The 14285-nt window shown below is 52.7% G+C and carries 18 protein-coding genes; 13 read left to right on the forward strand and 5 right to left on the reverse strand.

Going from position 1 to position 14285, the window contains the following annotated elements; all coding sequences use genetic code 11:
• Positions 1 to 50: 50 nt before the first annotated feature.
• Both LDB27_RS01855 and LDB27_RS01860 read right to left on the reverse strand, forming a co-directional pair.
• Entirely contained in the window at positions 51 to 269 is a 219-nt protein-coding gene (locus LDB27_RS01855) for a YheU family protein (protein WP_000586568.1), read from the reverse strand.
• Complete coding sequence (locus LDB27_RS01860; RefSeq protein WP_001214114.1) at positions 266 to 1333, reverse strand: hydrolase; 1068 nt, start codon at positions 1331 to 1333, stop codon at positions 266 to 268. Before LDB27_RS01860 ends, LDB27_RS01855 begins: the two co-directional genes overlap by 4 nt.
• Before the next feature lie 197 nt (positions 1334 to 1530).
• Here LDB27_RS01860 and LDB27_RS01865 point away from each other — a divergent pair, with 197 nt between their 5' ends.
• The gene (locus LDB27_RS01865; protein WP_000047689.1) at positions 1531 to 1842 is read left to right on the forward strand and encodes a monooxygenase; all 312 of its coding nucleotides are present in this window, start codon (positions 1531 to 1533) and stop codon (positions 1840 to 1842) included.
• Between the two features lies 1 nt (position 1843).
• On the opposite strand, the gene LDB27_RS01870 is transcribed toward LDB27_RS01865, so the two are convergent.
• Together LDB27_RS01870 and LDB27_RS01875 are read right to left on the reverse strand one after the other, a co-directional pair.
• The gene (locus LDB27_RS01870; RefSeq protein WP_001054030.1) at positions 1844 to 2065 is read right to left on the reverse strand and encodes a helix-turn-helix domain-containing protein; all 222 of its coding nucleotides are present in this window, start codon (positions 2063 to 2065) and stop codon (positions 1844 to 1846) included.
• Positions 2066 to 2080: 15 nt separating this feature from the next.
• Complete coding sequence (locus tag LDB27_RS01875; RefSeq protein ID WP_000634769.1) at positions 2081 to 3988, reverse strand: ABC transporter ATP-binding protein; 1908 nt, start codon at positions 3986 to 3988, stop codon at positions 2081 to 2083.
• A gap of 265 nt (positions 3989 to 4253) precedes the next feature.
• Here LDB27_RS01875 and kefG point away from each other — a divergent pair, with 265 nt between their 5' ends.
• The 4 genes from kefG (at position 4254) to slyD (ending at position 7505) form a co-directional block, all read left to right on the forward strand.
• A complete protein-coding gene (kefG, locus tag LDB27_RS01880; RefSeq protein ID WP_000081820.1) occupies positions 4254 to 4805 on the forward strand; it encodes a glutathione-regulated potassium-efflux system ancillary protein KefG in 552 nt (183 codons plus the stop codon).
• A complete protein-coding gene (gene kefB / locus LDB27_RS01885) occupies positions 4805 to 6610 on the forward strand; it encodes a glutathione-regulated potassium-efflux system protein KefB (protein ID WP_000398129.1) in 1806 nt (601 codons plus the stop codon). The genes kefG and kefB overlap by 1 nt, the downstream gene beginning before the upstream one ends.
• Positions 6611 to 6619: 9 nt before the next feature.
• The gene (locus LDB27_RS01890) at positions 6620 to 6820 is read left to right on the forward strand and encodes a YheV family putative zinc ribbon protein (protein ID WP_001007735.1); all 201 of its coding nucleotides are present in this window, start codon (positions 6620 to 6622) and stop codon (positions 6818 to 6820) included.
• 94 nt (positions 6821 to 6914) lie between these two features.
• Positions 6915 to 7505 (forward strand): peptidylprolyl isomerase, encoded by a 591-nt coding sequence (slyD, locus tag LDB27_RS01895; protein ID WP_000861341.1) that lies wholly within the window; start codon positions 6915 to 6917, stop codon positions 7503 to 7505.
• Positions 7506 to 7694: 189 nt separating this feature from the next.
• Here slyD and LDB27_RS01900 read toward each other — a convergent pair whose 3' ends face one another.
• The gene (locus LDB27_RS01900; protein WP_001152701.1) at positions 7695 to 7913 is read right to left on the reverse strand and encodes a protein SlyX; all 219 of its coding nucleotides are present in this window, start codon (positions 7911 to 7913) and stop codon (positions 7695 to 7697) included.
• Between the two features lie 219 nt (positions 7914 to 8132).
• On the opposite strand from LDB27_RS01900, the gene fkpA reads away from it, so the two are divergent.
• The 8 genes from fkpA to fusA all read left to right on the forward strand — a co-directional run bounded on the left by fkpA (position 8133) and on the right by fusA (position 14264).
• The gene (fkpA, locus tag LDB27_RS01905) at positions 8133 to 8951 is read left to right on the forward strand and encodes an FKBP-type peptidyl-prolyl cis-trans isomerase (RefSeq protein WP_000838225.1); all 819 of its coding nucleotides are present in this window, start codon (positions 8133 to 8135) and stop codon (positions 8949 to 8951) included.
• Positions 8952 to 9227: 276 nt separating this feature from the next.
• On the forward strand, positions 9228 to 9950 hold the full coding sequence (locus LDB27_RS01910; protein WP_000091471.1) for a transcriptional regulator: 723 nt from the start codon (positions 9228 to 9230) through the stop codon (positions 9948 to 9950).
• Complete coding sequence (gene tusD / locus LDB27_RS01915) at positions 9950 to 10336, forward strand: sulfurtransferase complex subunit TusD (RefSeq protein WP_001268010.1); 387 nt, start codon at positions 9950 to 9952, stop codon at positions 10334 to 10336. Before LDB27_RS01910 ends, tusD begins: the two co-directional genes overlap by 1 nt.
• Positions 10336 to 10692 carry a sulfurtransferase complex subunit TusC gene (gene tusC, locus LDB27_RS01920; protein WP_000820705.1) on the forward strand — a complete coding sequence of 119 codons (357 nt, stop codon included), beginning with the start codon at positions 10336 to 10338 and terminating at the stop codon, positions 10690 to 10692. Before tusD ends, tusC begins: the two co-directional genes overlap by 1 nt.
• Positions 10693 to 10699: 7 nt before the next feature.
• Positions 10700 to 10987 carry a sulfurtransferase complex subunit TusB gene (gene tusB, locus LDB27_RS01925; RefSeq protein ID WP_000903398.1) on the forward strand — a complete coding sequence of 96 codons (288 nt, stop codon included), beginning with the start codon at positions 10700 to 10702 and terminating at the stop codon, positions 10985 to 10987.
• 125 nt (positions 10988 to 11112) lie between these two features.
• On the forward strand, positions 11113 to 11487 hold the full coding sequence (gene rpsL, locus LDB27_RS01930; protein ID WP_000246815.1) for a 30S ribosomal protein S12: 375 nt from the start codon (positions 11113 to 11115) through the stop codon (positions 11485 to 11487).
• A gap of 95 nt (positions 11488 to 11582) precedes the next feature.
• Positions 11583 to 12053, forward strand: coding sequence for a 30S ribosomal protein S7 (gene rpsG, locus LDB27_RS01935; protein ID WP_001138043.1), 471 nt, complete (start codon positions 11583 to 11585; stop codon positions 12051 to 12053).
• A 96-nt stretch (positions 12054 to 12149) separates the two neighbouring features.
• Positions 12150 to 14264 (forward strand): elongation factor G, encoded by a 2115-nt coding sequence (fusA, locus tag LDB27_RS01940; RefSeq protein ID WP_000124693.1) that lies wholly within the window; start codon positions 12150 to 12152, stop codon positions 14262 to 14264.
• Positions 14265 to 14285 lie beyond the last annotated feature (21 nt).

A 14285-nucleotide genomic window follows, 5' to 3' on the forward strand; every position in this document is an offset into this window, starting at 1 on the left:
GCAACTCCATGATTGAGCTTTAGTAATAATGTATTGTCGGCAAAGGCGTTTTATTCGCGAAACTGCTTTTTCGGCATAATATTGACCGTTTCATGTAATTCAGACCATACCAGCACGGCCTCGCCGGATTGCAGTTGGCGTTTTACGTCAGCGACTTTTTGTTCAAGCGAACGTTCATGTTCACCATAATCGGTGCCTTCGCGCAACACAAAGCTTTCGATCAGGTTGTCCAGCGTGTCGGGGGCGAGCCCCTGCCAGGGAATGATCATGATGACGCCTCCAGGTACGTTGTCAGCCAGTCAGGAATTCGGCGTTCCAGCCACATTTCAGGGCGCAGCGGCGTACCGCCGATAAATCCTACGTGTCCGCCATGCTCAGTCAGCTGATACTCCACCTGCGGGGGCAGATCTTCCGCTTTAGGGATCACATGATGATCCATAAACGGATCGTCTTTAGCGTGAATAATCAGCGTCGGTTTAGCAATCTGGTTAAGCAACGGCATGGCGCTACACTGACGATAGTAGTCGATGGCGTCGGCAAAGCCGTGAATTTTCGCGGTGATCAGGTCGTCAAACTCGCGAATTCGGCGCATTGATTTCAGTTGCGCCAGATTCACCGGCAGCGACCCGGGATACGCCGCCAGCTTGCGTGACGCATTCGCTTTTAACAGATTAAGCAAATAACGCTGATAGACGCGGGAAAACCCTTTGTCCATGTGGTAGCTACAGGCTTCGAGAACGAAAGGCGCAGAAACAATCACCGCCGCCTCGATGGGAATATCGCGGCCTTCTTTCGCCAGCAGGCACGCCAGCATATTACCGCCGAGCGAATAGCCCACGGCGGCTGTCGGAACGGCGCCGAACTCCCGCTGTAACCAGTGTAAAAACCAGGCTCCGTCCTCCGTTTCACCGGAGTGGTAAATACGATTCAGACGGTTGGGTTCGCCGCTACAGCCGCGAAAGTGCATCACCACGCCCAGCCAACCGCGCTTTTGCGCCGCCTCAATCAGCCCGTGGGCATAGGGGCTGTTCAGGCTGCCTTCCAGACCGTGAAAGACCACCAGCCGCGGTTTATGCTTTGCCTGTTGCGGTTCTTCGCTCCATGCCAGATCGACAAAATCGCCGTCCGGTAGCTCCAGCCGCTGCCAGTGGGCGTTGAACTTCACTTTGCGGCGGATTAAGCGCGGCAGCATAGTTTGTAAATGGCGATTACGAATGCCACGCATGGGAATAAATTCATGCGAGTCATTGACAGGCGGGGTCATTTCTGTGGACGTGATCTCAACCATAGCACCAGAACAATTGATAATTGGAAACAATACTATACCGCGCATAAGGTTCACAGATTAGTCAATATGTGATTTTACGTTCAATTGGTCGTCTGGCGAAATAAAATTGCGCCTCATTTCCCCAGAGGGGGCGGTATGCAAGGCGCGCGCAATACCCCACAGAAATCGCGTGAACCTCTGCATCAGCCGAATTAATCGTGGTAGTGTGGCAACACGATAGTTATGTGACTCAAGGAGAAGGCATGTCGAAAACACTTTTACAGATCCATTTTAACTTTAGCGGCCCTTTTGGCGAGGAGATGACTCAGCAACTGGTCGGGCTGGCGGAGTCTATCAATGAGGAGCCGGGCTTCATCTGGAAAATCTGGACAGAAAGCGAGAAAAACCAGCAAGCTGGCGGCATTTACTTGTTTGAATCCGAAGAAACGGCGCAGGCTTATATTAAAAAACACACTGCGCGTCTGAAAAATCTTGGCGTTGATGAGGTGACGTTTAAATTATTTGGCGTGAACGACGCGCTGACGAAAATAAATCACGGCAACCTTTGCCGCTAAATCACATAACGCAGGCTTCTGTTCCGGTGCTGCCGACCGCAACGGTAACCTTTATATCGGGACGAGTACCGAAGAGGCCTTTATGGACGAACAGCGGACAACGAACGTTCTCTTCCAGCGTGTTCAGCGCCTCGGCGGTGCGGGCGATGTTACCTTTCTCCACAAACATCATGAAGATGGTGAGCTTGCGGAAGGTAATGTCATCGGTGATTGACAGGTTCATCGTCCGCCCCGCGCGTTAGTCGTTCTGCATCATTTGCTCAAGCTGCTCCTGCGCCTCAAGCCATGCCATTTCACACTCTTCCAGCCCGGATTTGGCGCTGGCCTGCAGTTGCAGACACTCGGTCATCTCCGCTTTACGGCTGGGGTCATACAGGCTGCTGTCGCCGAGTTTCTCTTCCGCCTGCGCCAGTTGGGCGTTGAGCTTTTCCATCTCTTTTTCCAGACGGGTAATCTCTTTACGCAGCGGCTGCGTCAGAGTACGTAGCTCGGCTTCGCGACGCTTCTGATCTTTGCGTGACTGGGCGCTGTTGGCGTTGTTTTCCTTCGGCGCGTCGTCGGCCTGGTTTTCCTGCTTCTGCACGTCGCTCAGCCACTGCTGATAATCTTCCAGGTCGCCGTCGAACGGTTCGACCTTTTTGTCGTGCACCAGATAGAGGTCGTCAGTGGTGGAGCGAATCAGGTGGCGGTCGTGCGACACGACGACCAATGCGCCTTCAAAATCAATCAGCGCTTCGGTGAGCGCCTGACGCATGTCGAGATCCAGGTGGTTGGTCGGTTCATCGAGCAGCAGCAGATTTGGACGCTGCCAGACGATCAGCGCCAGTACCAGGCGCGCTTTCTCGCCGCCGGAGAAACGTTGCGTCTCTTCCGTTACTTTGTCGCCCTGGAAACCGAAGCCGCCGAGATAGTCGCGCAGCTTCTGCTCCAGTTCCTGCGGCGCCAGACGCGCCATATGCTGCAACGGGGATTCATCGGCGCGCAGGAACTCCAGTTGGTGCTGGGCGAAGTAGCCGAGCTTAATGCCTTTGGCGAGGCCAATTTCACCGTGCAACGGTTCCAGTTCGCCCGCCAGCAGCTTGATCAGCGTCGATTTCCCCGCACCGTTGCGGCCCAGCAGGCCGATACGTGAGCCGGGCACCAGGTTCAGCTTGATGGATTCCAGAATGATGCGATCGCCATAACCTGCGCTGACTTTTTCCATCTTCAGCAGCGGGTTCGGCAGGCTTTCCGGCGCGCGGAAGCTGAAATGGAACGGGTTGTCGACATGAGCTGGCGCAATCAGCTCCATACGCTCCAGCATCTTGATACGGCTTTGTGCCTGCTTGGCCTTGGTCGCTTTGGCGCGGAAACGGTCGATGTAGCTTTGCAGATGCGCCACACGCTCCTGCTGGCTCTCATACATCGCCTGCTGTTGCGCCAGGCGCGTGGCGCGCTGAACTTCAAACGCGCTGTAGTTGCCGGTGTACTCGAACAGAGTCTGCTGTTCGATATGGATAATTTTATCCACTATCGGGTCAAGAAAATCGCGATCGTGGGAGATCAGAATCAGGGTGCCCGGATAGCTCTTCAGCCATTTTTCCAGCCAGATAACGGCATCCAGATCGAGGTGGTTGGTCGGTTCGTCGAGCAGCAGTAAATCGGAACGGCAAATCAGCGCCTGGGCCAGGTTAAGGCGCATCCGCCAGCCGCCGGAAAAGTCGCTGACCGGACGTTCCAGCTGATCGTTAGAGAAGCCGAGGCCGTGTAGCAGGCTGGCGGCGCGCGAGCGAACGGTCCATGCGTCGATGGCGTCCAGCTTACCGTGTATGGAGGCGATAGCATGTCCGTCGTTACGTTCGTTGGCGTCGTTAAGCTGCGCCTCCAGCTGCCGGTATTCACGGTCGCTATCAATGACATACTCAATCGCTGGCTGAGGCAACGCAGGTGTTTCCTGATTCACCCACGCTAATTGCCAGGTTCCGGGCAGGGTAAAACTCCCGGCATCGGCGCTGATTTCATTTTTTAGCAATGCCAGCAGGGTAGATTTACCGCAGCCGTTTTTACCCACCAGGCCGACTTTCTGGCCTGGATTAATGGTAGCCGAGGCATTGTCCAGTAGGACGCGCACGCCGCGACGAATTTGTAACGAGGAGAAAACAATCATAAGGCGCCGTATGTTCAGACTATGTTAATTTATCATTATGATAATGTAATATTCGGGCGTACCGCCGCGCTGGAGCGCAATGGTAGCTCAAAACAACAACGATACACAAAATCATTCAGGCCGCCTTTGGTGAGGGACAAGAATATCTCTCATTAATCCCAAGCGGCGGACATAGAGTACGTTCCTGAGTTGAACAAACGCTGTCAACGTAGAAGCGGCCTGAAGAATGGCATGTATCGACCCAAAACAACCGGGAGGGGGATTGATGTCTCAGCCAGCGAAAGTCTTGCTGTTGTATGCCCATCCGGAATCTCAGGACTCGGTTGCTAACCGGGTACTGCTTAAACCGGCCATACAGCACAATAACGTAACCGTGCACGATCTTTATGCGCGCTATCCTGATTTTTTTATCGACACGCCCTATGAACAAGCCCTGTTACGTGAGCACGACGTCATTGTTTTTCAGCATCCCCTTTACACCTATAGCTGTCCGGCTTTACTGAAAGAATGGCTTGATCGCGTTTTGAGTCGGGGGTTCGCCAGCGGACCAGGGGGAAACCAACTGGTGGGAAAGTACTGGCGTAGCGTGATTACGACCGGCGAGCCGGAGAGCGCTTACCGGTATGACGCGCTAAACCGCTATCCAATGAGCGATGTACTCCGCCCTTTTGAACTGACCGCGGCCATGTGCCGGATGCACTGGATGCCGCCCATTATTGTGTACTGGGCGCGCCGCCAGTCGCCGCAGACGCTGGCCAGTCATGCGAAAGCCTATGGCGAGTGGCTGGCGAATCCTGTGAGCGCGGGAGGCTATTGATGGAAGGTGCTGATTTATTGACAGCGGGAGTGTTGTTCCTCTTCGCGGCGGTGGCGGCGGTGCCGTTAGCCGCGAGGCTGGGCATCGGCGCGGTGCTAGGGTATTTGCTGGCGGGAATCGCCATCGGTCCGTGGGGGCTGGGATTTATCAGCGACGTTGACGAGATCCTGCACTTTTCCGAACTGGGCGTCGTGTTTCTGATGTTTATCATTGGTCTCGAACTCAATCCGTCCCGGCTTTGGCAACTACGGCGCTCTATCTTCGGCGTCGGCGCTGCTCAGGTGCTGTTAAGCGCGGCGGTGCTGGCGGGGTTATTGATGCTTGCTGATTTCTTATGGCAGGCGGCGGTCGTCGGCGGGATTGGCCTGGCGATGTCTTCGACGGCGATGGCGCTACAACTGATGCGCGAGAAAGGCATGAACCGTAGCGAGTCCGGGCAGTTAGGGTTTTCCGTCTTACTGTTTCAGGATTTAGCGGTGATCCCCGCGCTGGCGTTGGTGCCTTTATTGGCGGGATCGGCCGACGAGCATTTCGACTGGTTTAAAGTGGCAATGAAGGTATTGGCCTTCGCGGTAATGCTGATTGGCGGTCGTTACCTGTTGCGCCCGGTATTTCGTTTTATTGCTGCGTCCGGCGTGCGGGAGGTCTTCACTGCCGCGACGTTGTTGCTGGTGTTGAGCGCCGCCTTATTTATGGACGCGCTGGGACTGTCGATGGCCCTGGGAACCTTCATTGCCGGCGTTTTACTGGCAGAGAGCGAATACCGGCATGAGCTGGAAAACGCTATCGATCCCTTTAAAGGTTTACTGCTTGGGCTGTTCTTTATCTCCGTCGGTATGTCGCTAAATCTCGGCGTACTTTATACCCATTTACTGTGGGTGGCGGCGAGCGTTGTTATTCTGGTCGCCATAAAAATGCTGACGCTGTATCTGCTGGCGCGGCTATATGGAATAAGAAGTTCTGAACGGATGCAGTTTGCCAGCGTGCTGAGTCAGGGGGGCGAGTTCGCTTTTGTGCTCTTTTCTACCGCCTCTTCTCAGCGCCTGTTTCAGGGCGATCAGATGGCGTTATTATTGGTGACTGTCACGTTATCAATGATGACCACGCCGCTACTGATGAAAGGGATTGATAAGTGGTTATCGCGCCGTCTTAATGGCCCGGAAGAGAATGATGAAAAGCCGTGGGTTGAGGATGATAAGCCCCAGGTGATTGTCGTCGGCTTTGGCCGTTTTGGTCAGGTGATCGCTCGCTTATTGATGGCGAATAAGATGCGTATCACCGTGCTGGAACGCGATATCGGCGCCGTTAATCTGATGCGCAAATATGGTTATAAAGTGTATTACGGCGACGCTACACAAGTCGAGCTGCTGCGTTCTGCGGGCGCGGAGGCGGCGGAGTCGATAGTCATCACGTGTAATGAACCGGAAGACACGATGAAGCTGGTGGCGCTGTGTCAGCAGCATTTTCCTCATCTGCATATTCTTGCGCGAGCGCGTGGACGTGTGGAGGCCCATGAGTTATTACAGGCTGGCGTCACGCAGTTTTCCCGTGAAACGTTTTCCAGCGCGCTGGAATTGGGACGTAAAACTCTGGTGTCGTTAGGTATGCATCCGCATCAGGCGCAACGCGCGCAGTTGCATTTTCGTCGGCTGGATATGCGAATGTTGCGGGAACTGATCCCGGAGCATAGCGACATGGTACAGATTTCGCGCGCCAGAGAGGCCCGACGCGAACTGGAGGAGATTTTTCAGCGCGAAATGCAACAGGAACGGCGCCAGTTGGATGGCTGGGATGAATTTGAGTAGAGGTGAACAATGGCAATCCGTAAACGTTTTATTGCAGGCGCGAAATGTCCGGCCTGTCAGGCGCAGGATACAATGGCGATGTGGCGTGAAAATAATGTCGATATTGTTGAATGCGTTAAGTGCGGGCATCAAATGCGGGAAGCGGATAAAGACGTTCGCGAGCATGTTCGCAAAGAAGAGCAAGTGATCGGGATTTTTCATCCGGACTAGCGATATGCCGCAGGTTTTTTTAAGCTAAGGGGTACACGGCTGCAGAATTCCGCTACAATCTGCGCCACTATTCTTCCCATGCTCAGGAGATATCATGAAAGTAGCAAAAGACCTGGTGGTCAGCCTGGCCTATCAGGTACGTACAGAAGACGGTGTGTTGGTTGATGAGTCTCCGGTGAGTGCGCCGCTGGATTACCTGCACGGTCACGGCTCCCTGATCTCTGGTCTGGAAACCGCGCTGGAAGGCCATGAAGTTGGCGACAAATTTGATGTCGCTGTTGGCGCGAACGACGCTTACGGCCAGTATGACGAAAATCTGGTGCAGCGTGTGCCTAAAGACGTCTTTATGGGCGTTGATGAACTGCAGGTAGGGATGCGTTTCCTGGCTGAAACCGACCAGGGCCCGGTACCGGTAGAGATTACCGAAGTGGAAGACGATCACGTTGTGGTTGATGGTAACCACATGCTGGCGGGCCAGAATCTGAAATTTAACGTCGAAGTTGTTGCGATTCGTGAAGCGACTGAAGAAGAACTGGCTCACGGTCATGTTCACGGCGCGCACGATCACCACCACGATCACGGTGAAGACGGCTGCTGTGGCGGTCATGGTCATGACCATGGTCACGAGCACGGCGGCGAAGGCTGCTGCGGTGGCGGTGGTAAAGGCGGCTGCGGTTGCCACTAATCCCCGTCGTCTTTCAAGCCACCGTGGTGTTGGCTACGCTTTCAAACCCCGGTCACATAGTTATCTATGCTCCCGGGGAATTTTCAAGCTTGCCGCCTTGCTGTGACTCGAAATCCTTAGGGTATTATCATTGGTTCGATAAATCATCGGGCACAAAAAAAGCGGGTTAACCCCGCTTTTTTTTTCGTCTCAATAATGCGGCGGCGGCGTTTCTTCTGCCTGAGAGGCGATATTTGACGGCTGACTGGCTTTTAACTTTTCCGTGAGCAAACGCAGATGATCGCGCAGCTTCGCCATCTCCATTTCATGTGCGGTTACCGTCAGGTTTAGTTCTTCTATGGTAATCTCCTGGAACGCCAGACGGCTTTCCAGTTCAGCCAGACGAGCTTCCATCGTGATATCCTGCATGATGTACCTCTTTATGTTGTCTCCGTCGGCGGATTCTACTTAACTTTACCGGCTTTCACAGCAACCATTACGCGCCCTACGAAACTAATTTAAACAAAAAGAGTCTGAAAAGAAGTGATAATAGGGCGTGTTCGTATGTTGATTTGTTCTGCAACGATTTATAGTACGCTTCTTACGTAAGTTAACATGGGGCGAGATGCCCCGGCCCTGGAGATATGGATGAAATCACTGTTTAAAGCCACGCTGCTGGCAACTACGATGGCCGTTGCTATGCACGCACCGATCACTTTTGCTGCTGATGCGGCGAAACCGGCAGCTACCGCTGATAGCAAAGCAGCATTTAAAAACGACGACCAAAAAGCGGCTTATGCGCTGGGCGCCTCGCTGGGTCGTTACATGGAAAATTCGCTTAAAGAGCAGGAAAAGTTGGGCATCAAACTGGATAAAGATCAGTTGATTGCCGGCGTTCAGGATGCCTTTGCCGATAAGAGCAAACTGTCCGATCAGGAAATTGAGCAAACGCTGCAGACGTTTGAAGCACGCGTGAAGAGCGCTGCTCAGGCGAAGATGGAAAAAGACGCTGCCGATAACGAAGCAAAAGGTAAAACGTTCCGCGACGCTTTTGCTAAAGAGAAAGGCGTGAAAACCTCCTCTACCGGTCTGCTTTACAAAGTAGAGAAAGAAGGCACAGGCGAGGCGCCGAAAGATAGCGATACCGTTGTGGTGAACTACAAAGGTACGCTGATCGACGGTAAAGAGTTTGATAACTCTTACACGCGCGGCGAACCGCTCTCCTTCCGTCTGGACGGCGTTATCCCTGGCTGGACTGAAGGCCTGAAAAATATTAAGAAAGGCGGCAAGATCAAGCTGGTTATCCCACCGGCGCTGGCCTACGGTAAAACGGGCGTTCCGGGTATCCCGGCGAACTCCACCCTGGTATTCGACGTAGAGCTGCTGGATATCAAACCAGCACCGAAAGCGGATGCTAAACCTGCCGATGCGGCTGACGCTAAAGCCGCAGATGCTGCTAAAAAATAAAAACTGAGAGCCGCCGCTTGTAATAGCGGCGGTTTTTTTTATGCAGGCCGGATATATTACTCACCATAATTTGATTTGCGGATAACGGCGCTTGTGCTGGTCGTTAAGGGCGAGACCGTAGGCTGAATGACCGCCAACGCGCACGTAGTCTGAAATAGACGAGCAAATTAGTACTGGAAAGATGAACCCTCACTGTATTAATTTAATCATCCGCGTAAATAATGAGCCTGCCCTGAAAACATAACGACAGGCTCCTGAAAAGGAGTGTTTTTTTTCATGTCCAGGTCGCTTTTAACCAACGAAACCAGTGAACTTGATTTGCTGGATCAGCGTCCCTTCGAGCAAACCGACTTCGATATTCTGAAATCCTACGAAGCGGTAGTGGACGGGTTAGCGATGCTTATAGGTTCCCATTGTGAAATCGTATTGCACTCTTTGCAGGATCTAAAATGTTCAGCCATTCGTATTGCCAATGGCGAACATACGGGCCGTAAAATTGGCTCGCCGATTACCGACCTGGCGTTGCGCATGTTGCACGACATGACAGGGGCGGACAGTAGCGTGTCGAAATGCTATTTCACGCGCGCGAAAAGCGGTGTCTTGATGAAGTCGTTGACGATTGCCATTCGCAACCGCGAGCAGCGCGTCATTGGTCTACTGTGCATCAACATGAACCTTGATGTGCCATTTTCACAGATTATGAATACCTTTATTCCGCCGGAAACGCCGGAAGTCGGCTCAGCGGTTAATTTTGCCTCCTCAGTCGAAGATTTAGTCACCCAGACGCTGGAGTTCACGATCGAAGAAGTGAATGCCGATCGTAATGTCTCTAACAACGCGAAAAATCGTCAGATCGTCCTTAACCTGTACGAAAAAGGCATTTTCGATATTAAAGACGCCATTAACCAGGTAGCCGATCGTCTGAATATCTCAAAACACACGGTTTACCTCTATATTCGCCAGTTCAAAAGCGGCGATTTTCAGGGGCAGGATAAATAATGCGTTATGCCATTATGGTCACCGGGCCGGCATATGGCACCCAGCAGGCCAGCAGCGCTTTGCAGTTCGCCCACGCGCTGCTCAATGAGGGGCATGAGTTAGCCAGCGTCTTTTTCTATCGGGAAGGTGTCTATAACGCCAATCTCCTGACCTCGCCGGCGAGCGATGAATATGATCTGGTACGCGCCTGGCAGAAATTGAATACGCAGCATGGCGTAGCGCTGAACATCTGTGTCGCGGCGGCGCTTCGTCGCGGTATTATTGATGAAACTGAAGCTGGCAGACTGGCGTTGCCGTCCGCCAATCTTCAGCCGGGCTTTACGCTAAGCGGACTGGGCGCGCTGGCGGAGGCATCTCTCACCTGCGATCGGGTGGTGCAGTTTTAATGAAACGTATTGCATTTGTCTTTTCCACCGCGCCGCACGGCAGCGCCTCAGGCCGTGAAGGACTGGATGCGCTGCTGGCGACGTCAGCTCTAACGGAAGCGCTGGGCGTCTTTTTTATCAGCGACGGCGTCTTTCAGTTATTACCGGGACAAAAACCAGACGCTGTGCTGGCGCGTGATTATATTGCTACTTTCAAGCTCTTTGATTTGTACGATATTGATCAATGCTGGATCTGCGCGGCATCGCTGCGCGAGCGTGGTCTGGAGAACGTTAATTTTGTGGTAGACGCCACGCCGCTGGAACCCGTAGCGTTACGCCGCGAGCTTGGCAACTATGATGTCATCCTGAGATTCTGAGGCGTTTATGCTGCATACCTTACCTCATTGCGCCTCGGGCGTTGATTTTCCCGCTTTGCTGCGCCTGCTAAAAGAGGGCGATGCGCTTTTGCTGCTCCAGGATGGCGTTACCGTCGCGATTGAAGGTAACCGCTTCCTTGAAAGTCTGCGTGATGCCCCCATAACGGTCTATGCCTTGAAAGAAGACATTGACGCCCGCGGCCTGGGTGGTCAAATTTCAGACAGTGTCGTCAGGGTTGACTATACTGAGTTTGTCAGACTCACGGTTAAGTATGCCAACCAGATGGCCTGGTGATGGCGGGATCGTTGTATATTTCTTGACACCTTTTCGACACCGCCCTAAAATTCGGCGTCCTCATATTGTGTGAGGGCGTTTTATTACGTGTTTACGAAGCAAAAGCTAAAACCAGGAGCTATTTAATGGCAACAGTTAACCAGCTGGTACGCAAACCACGTGCTCGCAAAGTTGCGAAAAGCAACGTGCCTGCGCTGGAAGCATGCCCGCAAAAACGTGGCGTATGTACTCGTGTATATACTACCACTCCTAAAAAACCGAACTCCGCACTGCGTAAAGTTTGCCGTGTTCGTCTGACTAACGGTTTTGAAGTGACTTCCTACATCGGTGGTGAAGGTCACAACCTGCAGGAGCACTCCGTGATCCTGATCCGTGGCGGTCGTGTTAAAGACCTCCCGGGTGTTCGTTACCACACCGTTCGTGGCGCGCTTGACTGCTCCGGCGTTAAAGACCGTAAGCAAGCTCGTTCTAAGTACGGCGTGAAGCGTCCTAAGGCTTAATGGTTCTCCGTTAAGTAAGGCCAAACGTTTTAAATTAATGTCAAACTAAACTCGTAGAGTTTTGGACAATCCTGAATTAACAACGGAGTATTTCCATGCCACGTCGTCGCGTCATTGGTCAGCGTAAAATTCTGCCGGATCCGAAGTTCGGATCAGAACTGCTGGCTAAATTTGTCAATATCCTGATGGTAGATGGTAAAAAATCTACTGCAGAATCAATCGTATACAGCGCGCTGGAGACCCTGGCTCAGCGTTCTGGTAAATCTGAACTGGAAGCTTTCGAAGTCGCTCTCGAAAACGTTCGCCCGACTGTAGAAGTTAAATCCCGCCGTGTAGGTGGTTCTACTTATCAGGTACCAGTTGAAGTCCGTCCGGTCCGTCGTAATGCTCTGGCAATGCGTTGGATCGTAGAAGCTGCTCGTAAACGCGGTGATAAATCCATGGCTCTGCGCCTGGCGAACGAACTTTCTGACGCTGCAGAAAACAAAGGTACTGCAGTTAAGAAACGTGAAGACGTTCACCGTATGGCAGAAGCCAACAAGGCGTTCGCACACTACCGTTGGTAATCCCTTCGGAGTCATAGTCACCAGGCGGGCGCTTCAGGTAAGTCGCCCGTTTTGGATAACTTAACTGAACGCCTAAAGATATCAACGAGGAATCAAATGGCTCGTACAACACCCATCGCACGCTACCGTAATATCGGTATCAGTGCGCACATCGACGCCGGTAAAACCACTACTACCGAACGTATTCTGTTCTACACCGGTGTAAACCACAAAATCGGTGAAGTTCATGACGGCGCAGCTACCATGGACTGGATGGAGCAGGAGCAGGAGCGTGGTATTACTATCACCTCCGCAGCGACTACTGCATTCTGGTCTGGTATGGCTAAGCAGTATGAACCGCATCGCATCAACATCATCGACACCCCGGGGCACGTTGACTTCACTATCGAAGTAGAACGTTCCATGCGTGTTCTCGATGGTGCGGTAATGGTTTACTGCGCAGTTGGTGGTGTTCAGCCGCAGTCTGAAACCGTATGGCGTCAGGCAAACAAATACAAAGTTCCGCGCATTGCGTTCGTTAACAAAATGGACCGCATGGGCGCGAACTTCCTGAAAGTTGTTGGTCAGATCAAAACCCGTCTGGGCGCGAACCCGGTTCCGCTGCAGCTGGCAATTGGTGCTGAAGAAGGTTTCACCGGCGTTGTTGACCTGGTGAAAATGAAAGCCATCAACTGGAACGATGCCGACCAGGGCGTTACCTTCGAATACGAAGATATCCCGGCTGACATGCAGGACCTGGCTAACGAATGGCACCAGAACTTGATCGAGTCCGCCGCAGAAGCTTCTGAAGAGCTGATGGAAAAATACCTGGGTGGTGAAGAACTGACTGAAGAAGAGATCAAACAAGCTCTGCGTCAGCGCGTTCTGAACAACGAAATCATCCTGGTAACCTGTGGTTCTGCATTCAAGAACAAAGGTGTTCAGGCGATGCTGGATGCGGTAATTGATTACCTGCCATCCCCGGTAGACGTACCTGCGATCAACGGTATTCTGGACGACGGTAAAGATACTCCGGCTGAGCGTCACGCAAGCGACGACGAGCCGTTCTCTGCGCTGGCGTTCAAAATCGCTACCGACCCGTTTGTGGGTAACCTGACCTTCTTCCGTGTGTACTCCGGTGTGGTTAACTCTGGTGATACCGTACTGAACTCCGTGAAAACCGCACGTGAGCGTTTCGGTCGTATCGTTCAGATGCACGCCAACAAACGTGAAGAGATCAAAGAAGTTCGCGCGGGCGACATCGCGGCTGCTATCGGCCTGAAAGACGTGACTACCGGTGACACCCTGTGTGATCCGGAAAACCCGATCATTCTGGAACGTATGGAATTCCCTGAGCCGGTAATCTCCATCGCGGTAGAACCGAAAACCAAAGCTGACCAGGAAAAAATGGGTCTGGCTCTGGGCCGTCTGGCGAAAGAAGACCCGTCATTCCGCGTATGGACTGACGAAGAATCTAACCAGACCATCATCGCTGGTATGGGTGAACTTCACCTGGATATCATCGTTGACCGTATGAAGCGTGAATTCAACGTTGAAGCTAACGTGGGTAAACCTCAGGTTGCTTACCGCGAAGCGATTCGCGCGAAAGTTACCGACATCGAAGGTAAACACGCGAAACAGTCTGGTGGTCGCGGTCAGTATGGTCATGTTGTTATCGACATGTACCCGCTGGAGCCGGGCTCTAACCCGAAAGGTTACGAGTTCATCAACGACATCAAAGGTGGTGTAATTCCTGGCGAATACATCCCGGCCGTTGATAAAGGCATCCAGGAGCAGCTGAAGTCTGGCCCGCTGGCGGGTTATCCGGTAGTTGATCTCGGTGTGCGTCTGCACTTCGGTTCTTACCATGACGTTGACTCCTCTGAGCTGGCGTTTAAACTGGCTGCGTCTATCGCCTTTAAAGAAGGCTTTAAGAAAGCAAAACCAGTTCTGCTTGAGCCGATCATGAAGGTTGAAGTAGAAACACCTGAAGAGAATACCGGTGACGTTATCGGCGACCTTAGCCGCCGTCGTGGTATGCTCAAAGGTCAGGAATCTGAAGTTACAGGCGTTAAGATCCACGCTGAAGTACCGCTGTCTGAAATGTTCGGATATGCAACTCAGCTGCGTTCTCTGACCAAAGGTCGCGCATCGTACACTATGGAATTCCTGAAGTATGATGATGCGCCGAACAACGTTGCTCAGGCCGTAATCGAAGCCCGTGGTAAATAAGCCGCAGGGTTAAAAACCAAA

The sequence above is a fragment of the Salmonella sp. JXY0409-18 genome (genome assembly GCF_020268625.1).
GTDB lineage: Bacteria > Pseudomonadota > Gammaproteobacteria > Enterobacterales > Enterobacteriaceae > Salmonella > Salmonella enterica.